This is a genomic window from Methylomagnum ishizawai (assembly GCF_019670005.1).
Classification (GTDB): domain Bacteria; phylum Pseudomonadota; class Gammaproteobacteria; order Methylococcales; family Methylococcaceae; genus Methylomagnum; species Methylomagnum ishizawai.
The window spans coordinates 1,505,335-1,524,703 of the sequence record NZ_AP019783.1; the positions used below are offsets into that span (position 1 = coordinate 1,505,335).

Annotated in this window: 20 protein-coding genes; 9 read left to right on the forward strand and 11 right to left on the reverse strand. The window is 62.3% G+C overall.

All coding sequences use genetic code 11. The features are described 5' to 3' along the window. Nucleotides 1–16: 16 nt before the first annotated feature. Nucleotides 17–496: a glycine zipper domain-containing protein gene (locus K5658_RS06975; RefSeq protein ID WP_221066228.1), complete on the forward strand. Its 480-nt coding sequence runs from the start codon at nucleotides 17–19 to the stop codon at nucleotides 494–496. Nucleotides 497–621: 125 nt separating this feature from the next. After that, a complete protein-coding gene (gene cax / locus K5658_RS06980) occupies nucleotides 622–1,764 on the forward strand; it encodes a calcium/proton exchanger (protein ID WP_221066229.1) in 1,143 nt (380 codons plus the stop codon). A gap of 89 nt (nucleotides 1,765–1,853) precedes the next feature. On the opposite strand, the gene K5658_RS06985 is transcribed toward cax, so the two are convergent. From K5658_RS06985 to dksA, 11 genes are all read right to left on the reverse strand, one after another. Further along, the gene (locus tag K5658_RS06985; RefSeq protein WP_221066230.1) at nucleotides 1,854–2,363 is read right to left on the reverse strand and encodes a hypothetical protein; all 510 of its coding nucleotides are present in this window, start codon (nucleotides 2,361–2,363) and stop codon (nucleotides 1,854–1,856) included. 14 nt (nucleotides 2,364–2,377) lie between these two features. Beyond that, nucleotides 2,378–3,457: a fatty acid desaturase family protein gene (locus tag K5658_RS06990; RefSeq protein ID WP_221066231.1), complete on the reverse strand. Its 1,080-nt coding sequence runs from the start codon at nucleotides 3,455–3,457 to the stop codon at nucleotides 2,378–2,380. A 177-nt stretch (nucleotides 3,458–3,634) separates the two neighbouring features. After that, nucleotides 3,635–4,279, reverse strand: coding sequence for an endonuclease III (nth, locus tag K5658_RS06995; RefSeq protein WP_221066232.1), 645 nt, complete (start codon nucleotides 4,277–4,279; stop codon nucleotides 3,635–3,637). Next, the gene (locus tag K5658_RS07000) at nucleotides 4,276–4,986 is read right to left on the reverse strand and encodes an electron transport complex subunit E (RefSeq protein ID WP_221066233.1); all 711 of its coding nucleotides are present in this window, start codon (nucleotides 4,984–4,986) and stop codon (nucleotides 4,276–4,278) included. The genes nth and K5658_RS07000 overlap by 4 nt, the downstream gene beginning before the upstream one ends. A 1-nt stretch (nucleotide 4,987) precedes the next feature. Further along, nucleotides 4,988–5,611: an electron transport complex subunit RsxG gene (gene rsxG, locus K5658_RS07005; protein ID WP_221066234.1), complete on the reverse strand. Its 624-nt coding sequence runs from the start codon at nucleotides 5,609–5,611 to the stop codon at nucleotides 4,988–4,990. After that, nucleotides 5,608–6,600, reverse strand: coding sequence for an RnfABCDGE type electron transport complex subunit D (locus tag K5658_RS07010; protein ID WP_221066235.1), 993 nt, complete (start codon nucleotides 6,598–6,600; stop codon nucleotides 5,608–5,610). Before K5658_RS07010 ends, rsxG begins: the two co-directional genes overlap by 4 nt. 10 nt (nucleotides 6,601–6,610) lie before the next feature. Then, entirely contained in the window at nucleotides 6,611–8,158 is a 1,548-nt protein-coding gene (gene rsxC / locus K5658_RS07015) for an electron transport complex subunit RsxC (RefSeq protein ID WP_221066236.1), read from the reverse strand. After that, nucleotides 8,155–8,682 carry an electron transport complex subunit RsxB gene (gene rsxB / locus K5658_RS07020; RefSeq protein ID WP_221066237.1) on the reverse strand — a complete coding sequence of 176 codons (528 nt, stop codon included), beginning with the start codon at nucleotides 8,680–8,682 and terminating at the stop codon, nucleotides 8,155–8,157. The genes rsxC and rsxB overlap by 4 nt, the downstream gene beginning before the upstream one ends. A gap of 7 nt (nucleotides 8,683–8,689) precedes the next feature. Then, the gene (rsxA, locus tag K5658_RS07025; protein WP_221066238.1) at nucleotides 8,690–9,271 is read right to left on the reverse strand and encodes an electron transport complex subunit RsxA; all 582 of its coding nucleotides are present in this window, start codon (nucleotides 9,269–9,271) and stop codon (nucleotides 8,690–8,692) included. A 46-nt stretch (nucleotides 9,272–9,317) separates the two neighbouring features. Then, the gene (gluQRS, locus tag K5658_RS07030) at nucleotides 9,318–10,253 is read right to left on the reverse strand and encodes a tRNA glutamyl-Q(34) synthetase GluQRS (RefSeq protein WP_221066239.1); all 936 of its coding nucleotides are present in this window, start codon (nucleotides 10,251–10,253) and stop codon (nucleotides 9,318–9,320) included. A 24-nt stretch (nucleotides 10,254–10,277) separates the two neighbouring features. After that, a complete protein-coding gene (dksA, locus tag K5658_RS07035; RefSeq protein ID WP_221066240.1) occupies nucleotides 10,278–10,718 on the reverse strand; it encodes an RNA polymerase-binding protein DksA in 441 nt (146 codons plus the stop codon). Nucleotides 10,719–10,834: 116 nt separating this feature from the next. Between dksA and K5658_RS07040 the strand changes: the two genes are divergently transcribed. The 7 genes from K5658_RS07040 to K5658_RS07070 all read left to right on the forward strand — a co-directional run bounded on the left by K5658_RS07040 (nucleotide 10,835) and on the right by K5658_RS07070 (nucleotide 19,369). Next, on the forward strand, nucleotides 10,835–12,004 hold the full coding sequence (locus K5658_RS07040) for an aminotransferase class I/II-fold pyridoxal phosphate-dependent enzyme (protein ID WP_221066241.1): 1,170 nt from the start codon (nucleotides 10,835–10,837) through the stop codon (nucleotides 12,002–12,004). Nucleotides 12,005–12,285: 281 nt separating this feature from the next. Beyond that, entirely contained in the window at nucleotides 12,286–12,897 is a 612-nt protein-coding gene (locus K5658_RS07045; RefSeq protein WP_221066242.1) for an XrtA/PEP-CTERM system exopolysaccharide export protein, read from the forward strand. Between the two features lie 21 nt (nucleotides 12,898–12,918). After that, the gene (locus tag K5658_RS07050; protein WP_221066243.1) at nucleotides 12,919–14,496 is read left to right on the forward strand and encodes an XrtA system polysaccharide chain length determinant; all 1,578 of its coding nucleotides are present in this window, start codon (nucleotides 12,919–12,921) and stop codon (nucleotides 14,494–14,496) included. 24 nt (nucleotides 14,497–14,520) lie between these two features. Next, nucleotides 14,521–15,435, forward strand: coding sequence for an XrtA-associated tyrosine autokinase (locus K5658_RS07055; protein WP_221066923.1), 915 nt, complete (start codon nucleotides 14,521–14,523; stop codon nucleotides 15,433–15,435). Then, nucleotides 15,413–17,362 carry a porin family protein gene (locus tag K5658_RS07060; RefSeq protein ID WP_221066244.1) on the forward strand — a complete coding sequence of 650 codons (1,950 nt, stop codon included), beginning with the start codon at nucleotides 15,413–15,415 and terminating at the stop codon, nucleotides 17,360–17,362. Before K5658_RS07055 ends, K5658_RS07060 begins: the two co-directional genes overlap by 23 nt. A gap of 6 nt (nucleotides 17,363–17,368) precedes the next feature. Beyond that, nucleotides 17,369–18,418: an XrtA/PEP-CTERM system-associated ATPase gene (locus tag K5658_RS07065; RefSeq protein WP_221066245.1), complete on the forward strand. Its 1,050-nt coding sequence runs from the start codon at nucleotides 17,369–17,371 to the stop codon at nucleotides 18,416–18,418. Between the two features lie 54 nt (nucleotides 18,419–18,472). Continuing rightward, complete coding sequence (locus K5658_RS07070; RefSeq protein WP_246628587.1) at nucleotides 18,473–19,369, forward strand: XrtA system polysaccharide deacetylase; 897 nt, start codon at nucleotides 18,473–18,475, stop codon at nucleotides 19,367–19,369.

Sequence of the window (19,369 nt, forward strand, 5' to 3'; positions counted from 1 at the left end):
GAGAGGAGGAATTTCCATGGCGAATCTCTTAGTCATCCCGGTCCGGCGCATCCTGGCTTGGTTGGCCCTTGGCTCCATGGCCGCGGCGGTCCAGGCCGATCCCATCGTCTACCCGGCCAAGGGCCAGAGCGCCGCGCAGACCGCCGCCGACAAATCCGAATGCCAAGGCTGGGCCACCCAACAGACCGGCGTCAATCCCGCCGCCACGGCGCAAGCCCCGGCCCAGGCCCAAAGCCCGCAGGGCGGCTTGCTGCGGGGCGGGGCCAAGGGCGCGGCGGCGGGGGCCGCCATCGGGGCCATCGCGGGCGACGCCGGCAAGGGCGCGGCCATCGGCGCGGTGGCGGGCGGCATGGGCGGGGCCATGCGCCGCCACGGCCAGCAGCAACAGCAACAACAAGCCCAGGCCCAGCAGGCCCAGGCCCAATCCCAGGCCATGGCCAATTTCAACCGGGCCTATAGCGCCTGCTTGAAAGGGCGCGGATACTCGGTCGAATAGCGGCGTTCGCTCCCGGCACCGGGCCACCCGGCCCGGCTGTCCAGTCCCCGCGAAGCCGTCCCGTCTTGCCTTCCCAATCTCAACCGGCTTTTCCAACTCCCTTTAAAAACTCCCGGAGAACCATCATGGGCGAATCCAAAGAAGCGATACACGGCGGCGCGGAACCAGCGGCCAAAGGTATTTCCCTGCAAATGTGGCTATTGTTGGCGATCCCCATCGCCCTGGTGTTGCGCTGGACCGACGCCAGCCCGATCCTGGTGTTCCTGGTATCCCTGGTCGCGATCTACCCGCTGGCCGAGATCATGGCCGAGGCCACCGAAGCCCTCGCCGTCACCCTGGGTCCGACCGTCGGCGGTCTGTTGAACGCTTCGCTCAACAACGCCCCGGAAATCATCATCGCCATGTTCGCCCTCAAGAACGGGCTGGGCGATGTGGTGAAGGCTTCGATCACGGGTTCGATCCTGGTGGAACTGTTGTTCGGGCTGGGGCTGGCCATGATGCTGGGCGGGCTGAAACACGGCACCCAGCGCTTCGACGAGGAGGCCATCCAGATCAACGCCGGCTTGCTGACCCTGTGCAGCTTCGGTCTGGTGATTCCCGCCGTGTTCCATTTGTCCTCGCCCAAGGCCGAGGAGGAATTGAGCTGGGAGATTTCCTCCATCCTGTTGCTGATCTACGCCGTCAACCTGGGGGCGACCCTGCTGTTCAAGAAGAAGGACGAGGAACCGGCCGGCGCGGTGGCCCAGACCGTGCCGGAGGAAAACGGCGAAGCCGCGCCGGAATGGTCGCAGGGCAAGGCCACCGCCATCCTGGTCGCCGCCACCCTGGTCCTGGCGGTGATGAGCGAGGTGGTGACCGACGCCCTGGAACCCACCAGCAAGCAACTCGGGCTGTCCGATGTGTTCAGCGGCATCATCCTGCTGGCCGGGGCGGGCGGCATCGGCGAGATCATCAGCGCCACCCGCTTCGCCCGCAGCAACAAGATGGACCTCGCCATCGAGGCTTCGGTGGGTTCGAGCATCCAGATGATCCTGCTGGCGGTGCCGTTGTTGGTGTTCGCCGCGCCCTTGCTGGGGACGGAGATGAACCTGTTGTTCACGCCGTTCGAGATCGTTTCCATCGTGCTGACCACGGTGGTGATCCGCAATATCGTCACCGACGGACGCTCGACCTGGATGGAAGGGCTGATGTTGCTGGCGGTCTATATCATGCTGGGCATCGGGTTTTATTATTTGCCCGCCGATGCCAGCGCCGGCGGTTTGGGCTGATCCACGGCACGGACCCGCTGCCCACACACAAAAAAGCCGGACGGAAATCCCCGCCCGGCTTTTTCTTGGCCCAGGTTCCGGGGCCGGACTCAGGAGCCGCCGGTTTCCGCCGGACAAGCCGCGCCTTCCGCCGGTTCCGCTTCCACCGGGACCAATTCATAGCGGGCGTAATACTGCAACAACGCTTCCTTCTCCCCGCTCTCGGCGAAACCCTGGTGATGCTGGGGTTCCGCATAGTCCTTGCGCAGCTTCTGGCGGATCGGGCACCACATCTTCTCGGTTTCCGCCGCGATCTTCTGGGCGTAGCGCAGGACGCCGTTGGCGTAGCTGCAATAGTGGCAATTGAACCGGTCCATGAAGTTCAGCGATTCATAGCCCTTGCGCGGGATACTGACGAACCGCCGGCGCTCCACCTGGGTCAGCCCGTAAATGGGGAAACACAGGTATTGGTATAGGCTCACCACGGCATCGAGCAGGGCGATGGGCACGATCAAGGCGTAGATGAACGCCATGGTCATGACCAGCTTCAATAGGCCGAGGATGGGGAAGCCGGGGTTTTTGCGCGGGTCGAGCCGGTAGCTTTGGTATTCTCCGATCATGGTTTTACTTCTTCTCAAGGTTGGGGGGTGGGGACGAACTCGGCTTCCGTGCCCAGCCGCTTGAGCGATTCGGTGGAATCGAGCAGGCAGCGCAACGGGGTTTCCTCGTTGTAGATGATGCCGTGGCGCTCGCAGAAGCCGCGGGTGATGGCCGCCACCTCCGGCAGCTTGTGCCAGGAAATGCCCGGCCACAGGTGATGCTCGGTCTGGTAGGCCAGAAGACCCCAGAACCAGCGCCCGAACGGCCCGGAGACATTGCGCGAGGTATAGGTTTGCAGGGTCAGCCGGTCCACCGGGAACTCGCCCGACACGGTGGGGAGGCCGACATGGTTCAGCGCGAACACGATGCCGATGACGAAGCCCGCCGCGAGATATTTGTAGAGCAGCAGCAACAGGCCGATCCACACCGGCTGGGCCAGGAACAGGGTGAAATTATTGGCGAGATAGCCCAGCGCCAGCAGGCCCAGCACCAGCGCCCGGTTGCTTTGCACCTGGAACGGACGGCCCTTGAATTCCCGCTTGAGCAGGAACACCACGCTTTCGTAGGCCAGGCCGAACACCAGCAGCGACAAGGCCATCCAGTACAGGATGTGCTGGCTCTTGGCGATGCCGCGCTGTAGGGGGGTGTCGGCCACCCGTTTCTGCTGTTCGCCCAGGATGAAGGGCGGGGTTTCGATGTCGGGGTCGCCGTCGCCGTCGCGGGCGACATTGGTGAGGCGGTGGTGCAGGGTGTGTTTGCGGTCCCAGAATTCCTGGCTCAAACCCAGCAGGAAGGCCCACACGAATTCGCCCAGATAGCGCTTGTAGCGGGCGTCGTTGGAGACCGCGCCATGGGCGAGGTCGTGGGCGATGAAGCCCAGCCGCAGCATGTACACGGCGTCGATGCTGACCCAGAGCAGGCAGAGCCAGGGATTGGGCGTCACCGCCAGCAGGCAGAGCATGGCGACATGGACGGTGACATACCAGGCCAGGCGCCGCAGATAAAACATCGGCTGGCGGGAAAAGCTGTCGATGGGTTTCAGGAGTTCGGTGAGTTCGAGGAACAGGGGCGTGCGGTCGGTTCTGAGATACTCCTCGCTGGCGGGGTGGATCATAGCGTCTCCTCGGGGTTTGTTTTTTTATCTAGGTCTGTTAGGGCGGGCCGTCCGGTATTTTATCGGGGTGTCGGGCCGGTTTTGAACACGGCTATTCGTCGGGGCATCGCGCCGGGGCGTCCGGGGCGGCATTCCCACAGAGGACGTGGGCACGGATGGGGCGGGGTGTTGGGTGCCCTAATCCGGGGCGGCGGGGGTTTTATCGGGGTATTCGCACAGGTCGGCGATGGGGCATCGCGGGCATTTCGGCTTGCGGGCCACGCAGGTATAGCGCCCGTGCAGGATCAAAAGATGGTGGGCGTCCTTGAGGAAGGCCGTGGGCGTGGTTTGTTCCAAACCGCGCTCCACTAGCAGGACGTTCTTGCCGGGGGCCAGCCCGGTGCGGTTGGCGACCCGGAAGATATGGGTATCGACCGCGATGGTATGGGCACCGAAGGCGGTGTTGAGGATCACATTGGCGGTCTTGCGTCCCACGCCGGGGAGGGCTTCCAGCGCTTCGCGGGTGCGCGGCACCGCGCCGCCGTGCTGTTCCAGCAGGAGGCGGCAGAGGGCGATGATATTCCTGCCCTTGCTGTTGTAAAGGCCGATGGTCTTGATGTATTCGCGCAGACCTTCTTCCCCCAATGCCAGGATGGCCGCGGGCGTATTGGCGACCGGGAACAACTGGGCCGTGGCCTTGTTGACGCCTTTGTCGGTGGCCTGGGCCGACAGCACCACCGCGATCAATAGCTCGAACGGCGTGGAATATCGCAGTTCCGTGGTGGGTTCGGGGATGGCGGCGGCGAGGCGCTGGAAGATTTCTAGGCGTTGTTCGGCGTTCATGCTTCGTCGGGGCGGGGGCGGGTGATTTGGAATTGCGGGCCGGTTTGGGCGGCGGTTTGGCGGCGGCGGGCGCGGGCATCCACTAGGTTTTTCACGGCGACCAACAGTCCTAAACCGATGAACGCGCCGGGCGGCAGCACCGCCAACAGGCAACCGCCGTAATCCTCGAACACCGGCACGGTCCAGTCCCGCGCCGCGTCCCCGAACAGCAGATCGGCCCGGTTCAGCAAGCGGCCCGTGCCGACGACTTCCCGCACCGCCCCGAGCGCCACCAGGGCCAAGGTGAAACCCAGCCCCATCGCCAAGCCGTCCAGCAGGGCGCGGTCCACCGGCTGCTTGGAGGCGTAGGCTTCGGCCCGGCCTATGATCGCGCAATTGGTGACGATCAGCGGGATGAAGATGCCGAGGATTTGGTGTAGTCCGTGGAAATAGGCGTTCATCGCCAAATCGATGGCGGTGACGATGGACGCGATGATGAGGACGAACAGCGGCAGGCGGATTTCGCGGGCGATGAACCGGCGCAGCAGCGAAATCGCGGTATTGGACAGGACCAGGGCGGCGGTGGTGGCAAGTCCCAGCCCCAGGCTGTTGACCACGGAATTGCTCACCGCCAGCAAGGGGCATAGGCCGAGCAGGGCGACCAGGGCTGGGTTGTTGCGCCACAGGCCGTGCTGGAGGATGTCGCGGTAGGTGTGCCAGCGGTTCATGTCATTCTCCCTGGGTTTCCGCGAATAGCCGCGCCCGGTTCCGCCCGAAGAATACCAAGCTCCGCCGCACCGCGCCCACCACGGCCCGTGGCGTGATCGTGGCTCCGGTGAATTGGTCGAAATCGCCGCCGTCGCGTTTCACCCGCCAGCGGGGTTCCGGCGGGTCGCTCAGCGAGCGGCCCGCGAAGCCGAGTATCCAATCGGATTTGTCGGCGTCGATGGGATCGCCCAAACCGGGCGTTTCCCGGTGGGCGACGACCCGCACCCCCGCCAGCACGCCATCGGCCCCGATCGCCACCAGCAGCTTGATCGCGCCGTTATAGCCATCCGGTGCCGTGGGCGACAACACCGCCGCCACCGGCTGGCCGTGCTTGCGGGCGCGGTAGACGGTCACGGCTTGCCGGGGGTCCAGCGCCGCATCCTCGACGCTCAGGCTGTCGGCCAGGATATCGTTGTCGAAACTGGCGGGCGGCACCAGGATTTCCAGGGCTTGCAACAAGGCGGCGCGTTCGTTGGCGGCGATGCGGGCCTGGGTGTGGTCGTGGACCCAGGCCACGAGGCCCAGCCCGGACAATGAGAACACCCCGAGCCAGGCGGCGGCGAGGACCGGCTTCGGGAGGTTCATGTGCCGTAGACCCTGGGGCGGGTGTAGTGGTCGAGGGTGGGCGCGGCGAGGTTCATCAACAGGACCGCGAAGGCCACGCCGTCGGGATAGCCGCCATAGGCGCGGATCGCGAACACCAGCGCCCCGCACCCGGCTCCGTGGATCCAGCGGCCTTTGGGCGTGGTGGCGGCGGTCACGGGGTCGGTGGCGATGAAGAAGGCGCCGAGCATGGTCGCCCCGCCGAATAGATGGAACAGCGGCGTCGGCGGGTGGGCGGCATCCCACAGGAACGCCATCAAGGCGCAAGCGGACAAGGCACCCAGGAAACCCACGGGAATCCGCCAATCGATCAGTTTCCTCCCCAGTAGCCACAACCCACCCAGCAGGAAGCCGGAATTGACCCAGGCCCAGCCCGCGCCCACGCTTGGAATGGCGGCGGAGGCCGACGGGTTTTTCAGGCTATCGAGCGGGGTCGCCAGGGTCAGGGCGTCGAAGCCCAAGCCTTCCGGCAATTCCCGCTGGAAGATGGCGTTCCAGGTCTCGGCGAAACCGAGCGGCGCGGCGCTCAAATCCAAGGGCGCTAGCCACGCCGTCATCGGCTTGGGGAACGAGACCAACAGCACCGCGTAGCCCACCATGGCCGGATTGAACGGGTTGTGGCCCAGGCCGCCGTAAAGCTGCTTACCGACCAGGATGGCGAACACCGCCCCGAACCCCGCCACCCACACCGGCGCGAGCGGCGGCAGGGATACCGCCAGCAAAACCGCCGTCAGCGCCGCGCTACCGTCCCATAGCGTCGCGGCGCTGGGCCGTCCGCGTAGGCGCAGGGCGGCGGCTTCGGCCAGGAGCGCGGCGACCAGGGCGACGAGGCACTGGATCAACACGCCGGGGCCGAATTGGACGACCAGCGCGGCCAATCCCGGCACCAAGGCCAGCGACACCTCGGCCATGATGCGGGGGGTATGGCGGGCCGGGGCGAGATATGGCGATGGGGGGGTGGCGAAACGCATGGGGCGGTGCTTAGGGTTCGGAGGCTTCGGAATCGGCGGGATGGGGTTCTGGCGACGGCGTTGGTGCTTTGGTGGCCCGCTTCTGCTTGGCCCGCGCCAAAGCTTCCTTGACCGCCGCCGCCTTGTCCAGATTGGCCTTGCGGCGCTGGGCCGCCGCCGCCCGTTCCCGCTGCTCTTCCGCCTTGCGGGCCGCGCGGGCTTCGTGGCGCTGGCGGGCGTGGTCGGCGTGTTCGCGCTCGCGTTGCTTGGCGGCGGCTAGTCCCTTGGCGGCGCGGAAATGCTGGACCAGCGGAATCCGGCTGGGACAGGCCACATCGCAGCAACCGCATTCGATGCAGGCGGACAATTGGTGGTCGGCGGCGCGTTCGAGTTGCCCGGAGCGGCTGTACCAATACAACTGCTGCGGCAGCAGGTGGATCGGGCAGACCTCGGCGCAGGCACCGCAGCGGATGCAGGGCAGGGCGCGGGTTTCGGCCAGGAATTCGCCCCGGCCCGCGATCAGGAGGCAATTGGCCGCTTTGACGAGGGGGAGGTCGTCGCGGGGCAGGGCGTGGCCCATCATCGGCCCGCCCAGGATCAAACGCTCGGCGGCTTCGGTATAACCACCGGCTTGTCCGATCAAATCGGCGATGGGCGTGCCGATCCGCGCCAGGAAATTCCGGGGTTCCCGGACGCCCCGCCCGGTCACGGTGACGATGCGCTCGATCAAGGGTTGGCCGTGTACGACGGCCCGGTATACGGCGGCGGCGGTGCCCACGTTCAGGCAGGCCACGCCGATGTCGGCGGGCAGGCCATGGTTTGGGACTTCCCGCCCGGTCAACACCTGGATCAATTGCTTCTCGCCGCCGGTGGGATAGAGCGTCGGCACCGGCACGATTTCGATATCCCCCGTGCCCCCGGCCTGGGCCGAGCGGAGGGCGGCGAGGGCTTCGGTCCGCTCGTTCTCGACCGCCAGCCAAACCCGCCCGGCCCCCAGGATATGGCGCAGGATCGCGCCCCCGGCCAGGACCGCGGCGGCGTGGTGGCGCAGCAAGCTGTCGTCGCAGGTGATGTAAGGCTCGCACTCGGCCCCGTTGAGGATCAGGGTATCGATGGGGCGGGAACCCGGCGCGATTTTGCGGGCGGTGGGAAAAGCCGCGCCGCCCAGGCCCACGATGCCGGCTTCGTGGATCAAGCGCCGTAGCGCTGCGGGCGGATGCTGGCGGAAATCCTCGACGCCGCTACAGGCGAGCGCCTCGTCCGCGCCGTCGGTCTCGATCACGAGGCAGAGGTCGGACAGACCGGAAGGATGGGGCAGGGGTAGCGCTTCTATCGCCACCACGAAACCGGAACTCGCGGCATGGAGCGGCGGTTGCTGGTCCAGGGGATCGCGGGCGATGACTTGGTTTTTCAGCACCCGCTCGCCGATGGCAACCTGGGCTTGGGCCAGCACGCCGCCGCGTTGGGGCAGGGGATAGACCAAGCGGGCGGGCAGGGCGGCGGTGCGCGGCGGCAACTGGGTGGAGTCTTGTTTGTGCCCGTCCAGGCGCAGGCCGCCGTGGAAATTCCAAAGTTTCATCGCGGCGGCGGGGCTTGCCAAGTGGCGAGGGTGGCGGGGACCGGCACCATGTGGATGCAGTCCACCGGGCAGGGGGCGATGCACAATTCGCAGCCGGTGCATTCCTGGGCGATGACCGTATGCAGGTATTTGGCCGCGCCCAGGATGGCATCGACCGGGCAGGCTTGGAGGCACAGGGTGCAGCCGATGCAGATATTTTCGTCGATGACGGCGACCGCCTTGGGTTTCGCCACGCCGTGGGCGGCGCTCAGGGGTTTGGGTTCCACCCCCAGGAGGTCGGCCAGGGCTTGGACCCCATCCTCGCCGCCGGGCGGGCATTGGTTGATATCGGCTTCGCCCTGGGCGATGGCCAGGGCGTAGGGACGGCAGCCGGGAAAGCCGCATTGGCCGCACTGGGTTTGCGGCAACAGGGCGTCGATTTTTTCGACCAAGGGGTCGCCCTCGACCCGGAAACGCCGGGCCGAATAGCCCAGCAACAGGCCGAAGCCGACGAACAACAAGCAAATGGCGAGCACGGCCAGCATCGCGTCCTCAACCCTTGACCCAGCCCGCGAAGCCCATGAAGGCCAGCGAGAACAAACCGGCGGTGACCAGGGCGATGGCGCTGCCCCGGAATGGCTCCGGCACGTCGGCCACTTCCACCCGTTCGCGCACGGCGGCGAACAGCACCAGGACCAGGGTGAAACCCAAGGCCGCGCCGAAGCCATAGAGGAAGGATTCGACGAAGCCATGCCGCTGCTGGACATTGAGCAGGGCCACGCCCAGCACCGCGCAATTGGTGGTGATGAGCGGCAGGAAAATCCCCAGGACCTGATACAGCAGCGGGCTGGTCTTGTGGACCACTTGTTCGGTGAATTGCACCACCACGGCGATGACCACGATGAAGACGAGGGTGCGGAGATAATCCAACCCCAAGGGTTCCAGCAAATAGGTATCGACCAGATAACTGCTGACCGCCGATAAGGTCAGCACGAAGGTGGTGGCGAGGCCCATGCCCAGGGCGGTTTCCTGTTTTTTCGACACGCCCATGAAGGGGCATAATCCCAGGAATTTGACCAGCACGAAGTTGTTGACGAGGCTGGTGCCGAGCAGGATGAGCAGATAGTCCTTCATGGCGCGGATGGATGGGGGTGGGCCGGGGATTGTAGGGGAAAGCGGGTCAGGGCTGGAACCGCCGCGCATCGACCGCGATGCTTTCGATACCCGCCAGCCGCCGTACTTCCCAGTTTTCCACCGCCCAGGCCAGGATTTCCGCCGCCGCCGCCCCGGCCAGTTCGGCGGGTGGCGCTTGCTTCAACAGGCCGAGCAGGTGGAACAGCAGGCGTCCGGGTTCGGCGGTGTCGGCCGCGGGGGCGAGGTTCTGCTTGCTGAGTTTCTGGCCGGTATGGGCGTCCACCAGGACGGGAACATGGGCGTAGGTCTTGGCCGGGAGTCCCAGCAGCCGTTCCAGATGGATTTGCCGGGGCGTGGAATCCATCAGGTCGATGCCGCGCAGGACTTCGGTGATGCCTTGTGCGGCGTCGTCCAGGACGGTGGCGAGAGGGTAGGCGTAGACCGCATCGCGCCGGTACAGGATGAAATCGCCGACCTCGGTTTCCAGGTGTTGGGCGATCCGGCCTTGCAGGGTGTCGTCGAAGGCGAGGGTTCCGCCCTGGACCCGCACCCGCAGGGCGTGGGCGGCGGGCGGCGGCTGGCCGATCCTGGCCCGGCACCAACCGGGATAGACTCCCGCCGCGTGGGCCGCCAATTGCTTGCGGGAACAGGCGCAGGCGTAGACCCAGCCCGCTTCCCGGAGCCGGTCCAGGGCGGCGGCGTAGGCGGCGAGGCGCTGGCTTTGATACAGGACGCTCCCATCCCAATGGAGTCCCAGGGCCTCCAGGCCGCGCTGGATCCGGTCCGCCGCGCCTGGCACGGTGCGGGGCGGGTCGAGGTCGTCGATGCGCAGGAACCACGCCCCGCCACGCGAACGGGCTTGGAGGAAACCGGCCAGGGCCGTGTAGAGCGAACCGAGATGCAAGGGGCCGGTGGGCGAGGGCGCGAAACGGCCCCGGTACTCGGGAAAACGGGTGGGAGGGGAGGGGAAGGATTCCCGCAAGGCGCGCGATTCCGGGATGGAGGTTTAGCCGATTTGTTTTTCGCGGAGTTCGTCCAGGGTTTTGCAATCGATGCATTGGGTGGCGGTGGGGCGGGCTTCGAGGCGGCGCAGGCCGATTTCGATGCCGCAGGTTTCGCAATAGCCGTAGTCGCCGCGTTCCAGGTTTTCCAGCGACTCCTCGATCTTCTTGATGAGCTTGCGTTCGCGGTCGCGGGTTCTAAGCTCAAGGCTGAACTCCGATTCCTGGGTGGCGCGGTCGTTGGGGTCGGGGAAGTTGGCCGCTTCGTCCTGCATGTGGGAGACGGTGCGGTCCACCTCGCGCATCAGCTCTTTTTTCCAATTTTGTAGAATGCGGCGGAAATGCTCGACTTGCGGTTCGTTCATGTATTCTTCGCCATCCACCAGGGGGTAGGGCTGGAAGCTGAACGGCGTCGCTTGGGTTTCGGTTTTTTTGGCGCTGGACATCCACTGAACTCCTAAAACCAGGTTCAAAAAACCGAATATTACTAACAGGAAACACGGTAAGGGGCAATAGCAAGCCCCGCTTTTTACCGACTTACTCGCCGAGGAATCCCCCGCCGATGCAGATCGCCCGCCGCATGTCCGATATCCGCCCTTTCCATGTGATGGAAATCCTGGCCCGCGCCCAGGCGCTGGAGCGCGAGGGCCGCGACGTGGTCCATATGGAGATCGGCGAGCCGGACTTCCCGACCCCGCCCTGGGTGGTGGAAGCCGCCCTGGCGGCTATCCGCGATGGCGAGGTGAAATACACCCCCGCCGCCGGCCTGCCCGAGTTGCGCGAGGCTATCGCCGCCTATTACGGACGGCGCTACGGGGTGCGGGTCGAACCGCGGCGGGTGTTCGTGACGCCGGGGGCTTCGGGGGGATTTTTGCTGGCGCTGGGCTTGTGGGTGGAACCGGGGGCCGGGGTCGCCCTGGCCGATCCGGGCTATCCGTGCTACGCGAATTTCGTCCGCTTGTTCGAGGGCGTGCCCCACCTGGTTCCGGTCGATGCCGCCGACCGTTTCCATTTGAGCCGGGAACGGGTGGCCCGGCATTGGGGCGGCGGGATGCGCGGGGCGGTGGTCGCCTCGCCCGCCAATCCCACCGGCACCTTGATCGAGCCTGGGGTATTGCGGGAGTTGATCGGATTCGTCCAGGAGCGCGGCGGTTTCGTGGTTTCCGACGAGATTTACCATGGGCTGGAATATGGCGCGCCTTCCCCCACGGCGCTGGAGTTTTCCGACGAGGTTTTCGTCGTCAATAGTTTTTCCAAATATTTCGGCATGACCGGCTGGCGGGTGGGCTGGGTGGTGGTGCCGGAGGGTTTTGTCGCCGCCGCCGAGCGCTTGGCGCAAAATATTTTCATCTCCACCGCCACGCCGTCCCAAATTGCGGCCCTGGCGGCTTTCGCCGAGGAAAACATCCGGGAATTGGAAGGCAGGCGCGGCTTGTTCCGGGAGCGGCGCGATTTCCTGTGGGCGGGTTTGCGGGAACTGGGTTTCGGGATACCGGCCCGGCCCGAGGGCGCGTTCTATATCTATGCCGATTGCGGCCCGTTCTCGCGGGATAGCCAGGACTTCGCCCGGTCGTTGTTGGCGGAAACCGGGGTCGCGCTGACGCCGGGCCTGGATTTCGGCAAACACCGTCCCGAAGGTTTCATCCGCCTTTGTTATACCGCCCCGCTGGCCCGTCTGGCGGAGGGTTTGGCGCGTATCGGCGGGTTTGTGCGGGGCGGTCCGGGTGGGTAATCATCGAGAAATGGGCGAGCTATGCTAGAATCGCCGGTTCAAGGGGGGTGGTCGTCCCGCAAGTATTCGCCAGAATCCGCGCAGCAATCGCAGCGGAAGCCGCCGGTTGGGCTGACCGCTTCGATAACCCGTGATCGCCCGCCATCCTCTCTTCCCGCGTGGGCGGGAGCCTCTTGTTTATCTCTGATAGGGAATTCCGCCGATCCATACCGGCCCCGCTCCGCCGTGGGTGGCGGGTGCCCGGAGCCAGCCGTATTATCCAAGCCAAACGGGAGTGAACGATGCCGCTAACAAGACCCCGAACCTACGTTTTCCTCGTGGTCTGCCTGTTTTTACTCGGCGGGTGCGAAACCGCTCCCCTGGCCCCCAATGTGGAGCCGCCCACCGAATATACCTATATCATCGGGCCGGGCGATAACATCGAGATGTTCGTCTGGGGCAACCCCGAGGTGTCGCGCTCGGTGCCGGTCCGGCCGGATGGCAAGATCAGCGCCCCCCTGGTCGAGGAATTGCCCGCTTCCGGCAAGACCCCGTTCCAACTGGCCCGCGATATCGAGCGGGAACTCGGCAAATACATCCGCAATCCCCTGGTCAGCGTGATCGTTTCCGGCTTCGTCGGCCCCTACAGCGAACAGGTGCGGGTGGTGGGCCAGGCCGCCAAGCCCCAGGCCGTGCCCTACAAGGAAAACATGTCCCTGCTCGACCTGATGATCCTGGTCGGGGGCATGACCGAATACGCCGCCGGCAACCGCTCCACCATCGTCCGTACCGTGAACGGCGTACAACAGCAATTCCGGGTCCGGGTGGACGACCTCCTCGACAACGGCGATATCTCCGCCAACGTCAACGTCCTGCCGGGCGACGTCCTCATCATCCCCGAAGCTTATTTCTAGTCCCCGTCCGAGGAACGCTCCATGCATGAGTTGATAGGCGATCTCCTGAACCACGCCCAGGGGGCGACCCGTTACAAATGGACCATGGCGGTCACGGCCTGGCTGGTGTGCCTCCTGGGCTGGGTGTTCGTTTCGCAGATGCCGGACCGCTACGAGGCCGAGGCCCGCGTCCATGTCGATACCCGCTCCGTGCTGCGCCCCCTGCTCACCGGCCTCGCCATCCAACCGGACGTGTCGGGCCGCATCCGCCTGATGGCGAAACTGATGTTCAGCCGCCCCAACCTGGAGAAGGTCGCCCGCATGACCGACCTCGATCTCGGGGTCAAGAACGAGACCGCCATGGAGGAACTGGTCAAGCGCCTCCAGGATTCGATGAAGATCAGCGGCGGCGAGAGCGATTTGTTCACCATCGCCTTCCAGGACCCCGACCCCAAGGTCGCCAAGAAGGTGGTGCAGGCCCTCTTGACCATCTTCGTCGAGCAAACCCTGGGCGAATCCCGCGAGGATTCCAACTCGGCCCAGAAGTTCCTCGACCAGCAGATCAAGGAATACGAAACCCGGCTCCAGGTGTCGGAAAAGGCCAGGGAGGAGTTCAAACGCGCCAATTACGGGATGCTGCCGGGCGAAGGGGCCAATATGTACGACCAGGTAGCCGCCTTGGCCAAGCAGTTGGAGGAGGCCAAGATGGCCCAGCAGGAGGCCATGGACCGCCGCGACGAAATGCAAAGGCAGTTGGAGGACGAAGAGGCCGCGGCGGCGGAGCGCGGTGTCGAGACCCCGGCGCAGGAGGCCGAAGCCACGCCCTTGGATGCGCGTATCCAGACCCTACAGTCCAAATTGGACGAACTGATGCTCAAGTACACCAAGAGCCACCCCGACGTGGTCGCCGCCCGCAAGACCCTGGCCGATTTGGAGCGCCAGAAGGAAGAAGAGGCGGCCAAGGCCAAGGCCCAGGCCGAAAGCCTCGCCGACGGGGGACCGCCGCCCGGCGTGGCCGAAAATCCGGTGTATCAGCAGATGAAACTGGCCCTGGGCGAAGCCGAGGCCAATGTCGCCACTCTGGCCTCCCGCGTCAAGAACTACGAAAGCAAGATCGAGAACCTCAAGCAGCAAATGGACCAGCGCCTCAAGGTGGAAACCCAGTTGCAGGGTTTGAACCGCGACTACGAGGCCGTCAAAACCAACTACAACCAATTGTTGACCCGGCGCGAAACCGCGCGCATGTCGGAAAACGTCGAACAGAATACCGACAGCGTCAAATTCCGCATCGTCGATCCACCCCAGGTGCCGACCAAGCCCGCCGCGCCGAACCGGATCCTATTATCGACCCTGGTGCTGTTCGCGGGGGTCGGCGGCGGTTTGGCCCTGGCCATCTTCCTGGCCTTGCTGCGCCCCGCCTATGCCAGCACCCAGAAACTCAGGGAAGTCACCAACCTGCCGGTGCTGGGCAGCGTGTCCATGAACTGGATACCCGATGTCAGGCGGCGCAAATGGCGGCAATTCGTGAATTTCGTGATTTCTTTCGCGGTGTTGTTGGTGGTGTTCGCGGGGGTGTTGACCTTGGAGGTCAAGGGTTACCACCTGCCTCCCTTCATTTAAAGCCAGGAGCGTGCCCCAGTGAGCATGATCGAAAAAGCCATCAACAAGGCGATGGAACTGGACCCTTTCCAAGCCCCGCCCGAACCCGAGGTCCAGGTCCAGCCCGAAACCCGGCGGGCGGCGGTCCCGTCCGAAACCCCCGATATCGCCCCGCTGGCGGAGCCGCGCCAGGTTTCCAAGAGCTACCCGGTGGATTGGGTTTCCCTCAAGGCCCGCGGGATGCTGGTGCCGGAAATGGCCACCACCGCCCTGGCCGAGGAATACCGGGTCATCAAGCGGCCTTTGCTGATGAACGCCTTCCCGGAAGAGGACAACGGCATCGAGCGGGCCAATCTTATTCTGGTGACCAGCAGCGTGCCGGGCGAGGGGAAAACCTTCACCGCCATGAACCTGGCCCTCAGCATCGCGATGGAGCGCGACAAGAACGTATTGCTGATCGACGGCGACGTGGCCAAGCCCTCCATCGCCGGTTTGTTCGGCATCCCGGTCGAGACCGGCCTGACCGATTTGCTCAAGGATAAGAGCCTGCGTTTTTCCGATGTCGCGGTGAAAACCGATATTCCCAATTTCACCCTGTTACCGGCCGGCAAGCAGGACCGCCATTCGACCGAATTGCTGGCCAGCGATGCCATGAAGAAACTGGTCAGGGAGTTATCCGAGCGCTATCCCGACCGCGTCGTGATCTTCGATTCGCCGCCGCTGTTGGCCGCGACCCAGGGCGCGGTATTGGCGCGGTTGGTGGGGCAAATCGTTCTGGTGATCGAGGCCGATTCCACGCCCCAGTATGTGGTGCAGGAGTCTATCGCCAAGCTCGAAGGTTGCGATGTCGTGGGTTGCGTTTTGAATAAGACCAAGAAGGGTTTTGGTTTCAATTATTACGGATATTTCTACGGCTACGGCTACGGTTACGGGTTTTATGGGCAACACCAGAAAGACTAAGGATGCTTGCCGTGAATCCTGGCCGGAGGGCCGGGCGTCCACCGTGGCCGCGCTGGTATCCGTGGGAGCGGCCCTGGTGCCCGGGAACGCCGCTGCCGAATACTGGCGCAACAACTTATATGTGCAAGGTAGCGAAATCTATTCGAGTAATATCAATCTCTCCAATGCGGCGACCGGGTCGCAAAAAAACCAGGATTCCTTCACCACCCTGCTCAGGCCGGGGATTTCGATCCAGCGCCAGGGAAAATGGAATCTCAACTTGAATTACAGTATGCAGAACCTGTTTTATCAAGGGAAGGACTCGTATTCGACGATCAGTAATTTTTTGCAATTCAATAGCCATGGCGAGGTGGTTAAAAAATCATTGTTCGTAACGGCTTATGGCACGGTTGGTCAATATAACAATAGTTCTCTATTGAATCCACGTTATCAGTTGGACAATATATCCAGGCCGGGCAATTCTAGCGAATATAAGACGTTTAGTGTCAACCCCTACTGGACGCCACATTTCGGCGGATACGTCGACGGCGTGGTGGGGGTGAGGTATTCGAATGTGTCGGGTATTTCCGGTGGCGGCGTGAATGGGAGCGGGAGTAGCGGCTCCAATTTGGTGGGCGAATATTTGAACTTATATAATGGCAAGGAGTTCAATATCCTGGGGTGGCGGGCGAATTTTATTAATCAAGATAGCTTCCTGGAAAATTCTAGTTCCAGCAATAATAACTACGCCTATCGCAACTTGAATGGGGAAATACGTTATCGCTGGAGTGAGCAATTTGAGCCTTTCATCCAGGCCGGCAATTTTCAAAATAACTTCGGTGGCAATACTTCGAGCGTGAACAGTGCCCGCAACGGTGGCTATTGGAACGCGGGCTTGATTTGGTCGCCAAGCCGTAAAACGTTTTTGCAGGCGGGATATGGGCCGAATAATTACTTCATATCCGCCCTATGGCAGCCCAGCAAGCGGACCTATTTCAATGTCACGTTCCGTGATAGCGATGTGGGTGGTGGTTATGGAGGCTATGGCGGTGGGGGTTATGGGGGTTATGGAGGCGGTTATCAAGGATATAGTAATAATAGCTATGGTGGCAGTAGCAGTGGCCAAACGGGAGGGACAGGATTTTCGGGTGCTGGAATAAGCAGTGGAAGCAGAAATAATTGCGGCACCAACGCGAATGGATCGCTGGGTATGGGCAGCATGGGTGGCTTGAGCAGCCTGAGCGGGGTAGGTGGCGGATCGGGCCTCGGTGGTTACGGTTCCGGAGGCTTGGGGGGATTCGGCAGTTTGTCGGGGGTGAGCAATGTCGGGGGGGTGGGCAATGGATCGGTGGGGCAATTGGGTGGATTCAATGCCGGCACCACCTGGAATGCCTTTTTTTGCCACGCCACCCGCTTGACGAATTTTCTGGCCTCGTATAACGAGTATATCACCACCTCCCAGATCGTATTGGCCAACCAGCAGGTTTTTGACCAGGGCGGCGGGACGGGTTCCACCAACAGCCAATTATTCATACCGATCAACCAGCCCACGCTCACCAACGAGGCCATTACCCAGAAAAGAGGTCAGGTGGGTGTGGGTATCCACTTTTCCAAAACCACCCTCAATGTTTCCGGCTACCAAGCCAATATCGATTATCAATATTCGGGTAGCCAAGATTTATTGGGCTTGTCCGCCGCTTGGAGTTGGCGTTTCATGAAAAATACCACGTCGCAATTGATGTTCGCATGGCAATCCACCGATGCCACCAGTTCATCTCAATTGAAAAGCAGTAATGATTTCTCAATGGTATCTTTGGGGATATATCGGACCTTTGCCAAGGAGATGAGCGGAGGCTTGAATTACTGGCATTCCGAGCAAACTTCGAGTAACCAGGCCAATAGTTATATCGAGGACAGGGTGATGGCCAATGTGTTCGTAAGGTTTTAAGCCGCCATGTATGACGCTTTCTACAATCTGAAGAAAAAACCCTTCCAACTTAATCCGGACCCCGAGTTTTTCTTTAACAGCGCGGTGCATCGGCGCGCCTTGGCCTATTTGCGTTATGGCTTGGCCCAGGGCGAGGGTTTCGTGGTGGTAACCGGGGCTCCCGGTACGGGCAAGACCATGTTGGTCAAAGAACTGTTCGAAACCTTGAGCAACAAGCGCGTCGTGGCCGGTTTGATGGTCACTTCCCAAGTCGGGGCGGAAGATACTTTGCGTATCGTCGCGGCGACCTTCGGTTTATCCTACGATGGTGATGCCAAGGCGATTTTGCTGAAAAACCTCGAAAACTTTTTCAAGCTCAAGGCGCGGGAAGGCAAGCGGGTATTATTGGTGGTGGACGAGGCGCAAAACCTGCCGTTCCAATCCATGGAAGAATTGCGGATGTTGTTGAATTTCGAGATGGACGGCAAGCCGATATTCCAAGTTTTCATGCTGGGCCAGGAAGAACTACGCTCCACCTTGAAAGGCAATAAAATGGAGCAGGTCAGGCAGCGGATTACCGCGATCTACCATTTGCGGCCACTGGAGGAAGAGGAAGCCAAAGAATATATCTTGCACCGCTTGACGACCGCGGGTTGGAATCACGATCCCAAAATCAGCGACGGGGCTTTCCGCGAGATTTATCAATATACTTCGGGGACGCCCAGGGTAATCAATACCCTCTGTGATCGGTTGATGCTCTATGGGTATCTCGAAGAATTGCATGAATTGGACGAGGCATCGGTCAAAACCGTGGTTGGCGAGATTGAACAAGACGCCGTGCGTAGCCGGTCCTCGGTGATTTCCGAAACCGATGAAACCACACCGATGGAACATATCCATGCGGATGCCGCTAGATATGAAGCGCCGCCGGGTAATATCGAGGAGCGTTTGGCCCAATTGGAGCGCACGGTGGCGGGGCTACGCAATACCGTGAATAAGGAGCGGGCTTTGCTGAGGAAGGCGATTTTATTGCAATTGGATATGGACCAGGTTTATCAGGATACCCCGATAGAATAGCCATGCCAATGGGGCGTTTTTATACTATGCCATTTGTTTTGCCGGGGTAGCAGTGTGGTAGCGAAAACAGCGGGAACGGCTTCCGATCATCAACCGGTCAATGCCATGACGGTGGATGTGGAGGATTACTTCCAGGTTTCGGCCTTCGAGCCTTATATTCCACGCCAAGCCTGGGACCGTTTGCCTTGCCGGGTGGAATCGAATACCGATAGGATATTGGCCTTGTTCGCTGGGCATGGGATAAAAGCCACGTTTTTCACCCTGGGTTGGGTGGCGCGGCGCTATCCGGGTTTGGTGCGGCGCATCGTCGAGGACGGCCATGAATTGGCGTGCCATGGACTCAGCCATGTCCGGGTGACCGAGCAAACGCCCGAGGAATTCCGGGAGGATGTCCGGGTTTCCAAATGCATATTGGAGGATATTTCTGGACAGCCTGTCTTGGGGTATCGTGCGGCCAGTTATTCCATCGGGGCCAAAAATCTATGGGCGTTTCCGATATTGGAAGAACTGGGCTTCCAATATAGTTCCAGTATCTACCCGGTCCGGCATGATTTATATGGGATGCCCGAAGCCCCGAGGTTCGCCTTCCATCCCACCGATTCCAGCGGTGGATTATTGGAATTGCCCGTCACTACCGTGAAACTGGGTCGGCACAATTATCCTTGTGGCGGGGGTGGTTATTTCAGGCTATTACCCTATCCGCTATCGCGCTGGGCGATGCGGCGGGTGAACCGGACCGATAGGGAATCCTGCATTTTCTATTTCCATCCTTGGGAAATCGACCCGGATCAGCCACGCCAATCGGGAATCAGCCTGAAAACCCGCTTCCGCCATTATCTCAACCTTTCCAAAATGGAAATCCGCTTGACCGCCTTATTGCGTGATTTCGCCTGGGATACCATGGCGAATGTTTTCCTACCCAAAGCCAAAATCCATTCCGCCGCCCGGTAA